The sequence below is a fragment of the Streptomyces poriferorum genome, assembly GCF_019399235.1.
GTDB classification, from domain to species: Bacteria; Actinomycetota; Actinomycetes; order Streptomycetales; family Streptomycetaceae; genus Streptomyces; species Streptomyces poriferorum.
In genome coordinates, this window is record NZ_JAELVH010000411.1 from 1 (window position 1) to 4,328 (window position 4,328).

5 protein-coding genes are annotated in these 4,328 nt (G+C 72.0%); 1 reads left to right on the plus strand and 4 read right to left on the minus strand.

What is annotated here, in order from left to right; genetic code table 11:
* Positions 1–424, minus strand: a 424-nt coding sequence (locus JGS39_RS37160) for a PfkB family carbohydrate kinase (RefSeq protein ID WP_308120937.1), incomplete at its 3' end; no start/stop codon positions are given.
* A 335-nt stretch (positions 425–759) separates the two neighbouring features.
* Here JGS39_RS37160 and JGS39_RS37165 point away from each other — a divergent pair.
* Positions 760–2,115, plus strand: a complete 1,356-nt coding sequence (locus tag JGS39_RS37165; RefSeq protein ID WP_219574188.1) for an MFS transporter — start codon at positions 760–762, stop codon at positions 2,113–2,115.
* Here JGS39_RS37165 and JGS39_RS37170 read toward each other — a convergent pair.
* The 3 genes from JGS39_RS37170 to JGS39_RS37180 all read right to left on the minus strand — a co-directional run.
* On the minus strand, positions 2,079–3,071 hold the full coding sequence (locus JGS39_RS37170) for an adenosine deaminase (RefSeq protein WP_219574189.1): 993 nt from the start codon (positions 3,069–3,071) through the stop codon (positions 2,079–2,081). The two genes, JGS39_RS37165 and JGS39_RS37170, sit on opposite strands and share 37 nt — an antisense overlap.
* A gap of 36 nt (positions 3,072–3,107) precedes the next feature.
* Positions 3,108–4,016, minus strand: coding sequence for a ribonuclease Z (locus JGS39_RS37175; RefSeq protein WP_219574191.1), 909 nt, complete (start codon positions 4,014–4,016; stop codon positions 3,108–3,110).
* Between the two features lie 23 nt (positions 4,017–4,039).
* Positions 4,040–4,328 (minus strand): HIT domain-containing protein (locus JGS39_RS37180; RefSeq protein WP_219574193.1); only part of this gene is annotated, 289 nt, incomplete at its 5' end.

The following is a 4,328-nucleotide window of genomic DNA, read 5'->3' on the forward strand; positions in this document are numbered from 1 at the left end:
CTGCGAACGCGGGCGGGGGCGGGGCCTCGTGGCCGTGCGAGACCATCGTCCGCTCGCCTTCGTACGCCATCGAGACGGTCACCGGGGAGTGCCAGCCGCGCACGGTGTGCGAGAGGGACAGGTCGATGCCCTCGCCCTGTTCGAGGGCGTCCCAGCAGTACTCGCCGTAGTGGTCGTCGCCGAACGCCGCGGCGAGTGAGGTGTGGAGGCCGAGGCGGGCGAGCGCGGTGGCCATGTTGGCGACCCCGCCGGGGCTGGATCCCATGCCGCGGGCCCAGGACTCGGTGCCGCGCACCGGGGCGCTGTCGAGGCCGGTGAAGATGATGTCGAGGAAGACCGTGCCGGTGAGGAAGACGTCGCAGTCGGGGTCCTGTGGGGCGCGCAGCCCGTCCAGCGGGTCGATGTCCGGCATGTCAGCGCTCACCTTGCACTCCCCGGTCGTGGCGGTTGCGGCCAGTGTGCCCGATTCCCGTCCTTGGGTGCGGGGCCCGCGCCGGGACCTGCGCGGGCTCTGCGCGCACAGAGGCTGACCTGCATAAACATGCGCTGTTACCCGCATAGAAACACGGCAAACGCATAAGTGACTCAGATCACAGCGAGGCGACTTTCGGTCGACCCGGAGCACTTGATACAAATTGGCCCGCGACCACCGTTGGCGACATGACCGACGAGTGTGCCGAATCCCCACATTTCTCGCATTCCCGCATTACCCCCTCTGTCTTTCTCTCCGCCTCCTCTGGCATGTCTTCAGGAACGCCCATGTCCTCGCGCCCTCGCGCCGCGTGGCCTCTGGTTGCCGTGTTCACCGCCGGTTACCTCGCCGCCTATCTGCTCCCCACCATCGTGGGACGGCTCTCCGTCTATCTGGGTCTCAGCACGGCCGAAGCCGGTCTGGTCGGCAGCGCCCTGCTGCTGAGTTCGGCCTCGGCCGGCTTCTGCCTGGCGGGCCGCGTCGAGACGTACGGGCCGCGCAGACCGGCGCGGATCGGGCTGGTGCTGGCCGTGCTGGGGTACGGCTGCGCCGCGCTCGCGGGTTCCGTGCCGCTGGTGGTCCTGGGTGCCGTGGTCGGAGGCTTCGGCTCCGGTACGGCGACGGCGGTGGCCGCGGCGGGCATCGCCGCCCAGCGTGATCCGCACCGGACGTCGTCCCTGGGGCTGCTGAGCGTCTCGGCGACCGCGGGCGCCCTCTATCTGACGATCCCGCACCTGGGCGGCGGCCACCGGCTGCCGTTCGCGTCGATCGCCCTGGTCGCGCTGCTCGTCTGGCCGGCCACCTCCCGGCTCGGCAGCCCGGTCCCGGCCGGTCCGGTCGTCCCCGCGTCGGGACGGCTGCCGCACCGCCGCTCGGGCCTGGTGCTGGCGGGCGGCATGCTCGTCTGGTCGATGGCGCAGAACGCGCTGTGGGGGGTCAGCAGCCGCATCGGCGTGGATCAGGTCGGGCTCTCCGAGGTCACCATCGGCGCGGTGTTCGCCGCCGCGCTCGGCGCCGGTCTGCTCGGCGTCATGGGTGCCGGGGTGCTGGGCGCCCGGCTCGGACGGGCGGTGCCGATCGGTCTGGGCACCGTGATCATCGCGGCGAGCATCGTGCTCAGCTCGTCGGCCGGGGACCTCGGCTCGTTCGCGACCGGCGAGATCCTGTGGAACACCGTCTACCCCGTGGTCCTGTCGTATCTGATCGGCCTGGCCGCGTCCCTCGACGTACGCGGACGCTGGGCGGTCCTGGCGGGCTCGGCCTCGTCGGTCGGCGTGGCCTGCGGTCCGGTGCTCGGCAGTGTGCTGTCCGAGGGGGCCGGCTTCCCGGTCATGGGGATGGTCCTGGGCGCCGTGACCCTGCTCGTCGCGGTTCCGGTGACGGCGGTGGCCCTGCACACCGGTGGCCGTCCGCTGGTGCCGGGCTCGGTGCGCCGCAGGGGCGGCGCTCCGGCGGCACTGCTCGCTGTCACCACCGGTGCGGTGCCCGGGGCGGTGCCGAAGCTCGGCACGCCCGAGCAGGCCGTCACGGAGATCAGCCTGCCCGCGCTGCGCCGCCGGCGCCTGGTCAGGAGTGCGTTCCGGACGGCCGGCCCTGCGGGCGGCGGTCAGTCGAACGCGTACGCCTCGACCTCCGACAGGTAGCGCGACCTGCGCTCCTCGTCGTGGTCGAGGAAGGCCGCCTCGAAGGAGTTGCGGGCCAGGGTGCGCAACTGCTCGCGCTCCAGGCCGAGCGCCTCGTGGACGGCGTGGAAGGTGTCCCCGACGTACCCGCCGAAGTAGGCGGGGTCGTCGGAGTTCACCGTGCAGAGCAGTCCGGCGTCCATCATGGCCCGCAGCGGGTGCTCCTCCAGGGTGTCGATGGCGCGCAGCCGTACGTTGGACAGCGGGCAGAGGGTGAGCGGCACCCGGTCGGCGACCAGCCGCTTCACCAGCTCCGGGTCCTCCATGCAGCGCAGTCCGTGGTCGATGCGTTCCACGCCGAGCACGTCGAGCGCCTCCGTGATGTACGCGGGCGGGCCCTCCTCGCCGGCGTGGGCGACCTTGCGCAGTCCGAGCGCCTCGGCCGCCGCGTACACCTCGCGGAACTTGGCGGGCGGGTGGCCGACCTCGGCGGAGTCCAGGCCGACGGCGCTGATCCGGTGCAGGTACGGCTTGGCCGCCTCCAGGGTCTCCAGCGCCGATTCGGCGGACTGGTCGCGCAGGAAGCACATGATCAGCTGGGTGGAGATGCCGTGCTTCTCCTCGCTGCGCTCCAGCGCCCGGCCGAGGCCCTCCACGACGGTGCCGATCGGCACACCGCGGGCGGTGTGCGCCTGCGGGTCGAAGAAGATCTCCGCGTGGCGTACGCCCTGGGCGGCGGCGCGGGTGAGGTAGGCGTCGGCGAGTTCGGTGAAGTCGTCCTCGGTCCGCAGCACCGCCATCAGCGCGTAGTACAGGTTGAGGAAGCTCTGCAGGTCGTCGAAGAGGTAGGCGGTGCGCAGCTCCTCGGTGTCCGCGTAGGGCAGCGGCACGCCGTTGCGTGCGGCGAGCGCGAAGGCCAGCTCGGGTTCGAGGGTTCCTTCGATGTGGAGGTGGAGTTCGGCTTTGGGCAGGTGCACGGGTTTCTCACTTACGCAGGGTGGTGCTGTTGTCTCTTACGGGTGACGGCTCGGTACCGGGACCCGCGTCAGGTCCTGGGCGACGGTCAGTTCGCCCTCGAATCCGGCCGCCCGGGCCTGGGCCCCGAAGGCCTCCGGGTCCGGGTAGCGCTGGGAGAAGTGCGTGAGCACGAGGTGCCGTACGCCTGCTTCCCGCGCGGCCCGGGCCGCCTGGCCGGCGGTCAGGTGGCCGTGGTCGGTGGCCAGTTTCTCGTCCTCGTCGAGGAACGTCGACTCGATGACCAGCATGTCGCACCCCTCGGCGAGTGCGTACACGCCGTCGCAGAGCCTGGTGTCCATGATGAACGCGAACCGCTGTCCACGCCTGCGCTCGGAGACGTCGTCGAGGCTGACGCCGCCGAGCGCGCCCTCGCGCTGGATCCGGCCGACGTCCGGTCCGGCGATGCCGTGCTCGGCGAGCTTCGCGGGCAGCATGCGCCGCCCGTCGGGCTCGACCAGCCGGTAGCCGTACGACTCGACGGGGTGCGAGAGCTTGTGGCTGCTGAGGGTGTACGCGTCCGTGGTGGCCAGCGGCCCGTCGGCGGCGACCGGTGCCTCGGTCAGCTCGACGGACTCGCGGTAGGCGGTGGCGTACCGGAGCCGGTCGAAGAAGTGCTGCCCGCTCGCCGGGTAGTGCGCGGTGACGGGGTGCGGGACCTGGTCGAGGTTGATCCGCTGGATCACCCCGGCCAGGCCCAGCGAGTGGTCGCCGTGGAAGTGCGTGACGCAGATCCGGTCGATGTCGTGCGCGGCGACGCCGGCCCGCAGCATCTGGCGCTGGGTGCCCTCACCGGGGTCGAAGAGGATGCCCTCGCCGTCCCAGCGCAGCAGGTAACCGTTGTGGTTGCGGTGCCGGGTCGGGACCTGGCTGGCGGTGCCGAGGACGACGAGTTCGCGTACGGACATGAGAGGGCGCGGCTTCCTCGGTCCTAGCCGGGGGGCCACTGGAGGCCGCGGCCGGCCAGGACGTGGGCGTGTGCGTGGAAGACGGTCTGCCCGGCACCGGCGCCGGTGTTGAACACGACCCGGTACCCGGTCCCGTCGACCTTCTCGTCGGCGGCGACCTGTCCGGCCTCGCGCACCACGTCGGCGAGGATCTGCGGCTCGGCGGCGGCGAGGGACGCGGCGTCGGGGTGGTGGACGCGGGGGATGACCAGGACGTGGGTCGGGGCCTGGGGGTTGATGTCGCGGAAGGCGACGGTGGTGTCGGTCTCCCGG

Bases quoted from the DNA above. Each gene is read 5' to 3' on its own strand.
- JGS39_RS37165 (WP_219574188.1), top strand. From the start codon at position 760: ATGTCCTCGCGCCCTCGCGCCGCGTGGCCTCTGGTTGCCGTGTTCACC.
- JGS39_RS37175 (WP_219574191.1), bottom strand. From the start codon at position 4,016: ATGTCCGTACGCGAACTCGTCGTCCTCGGCACCGCCAGCCAGGTCCCG.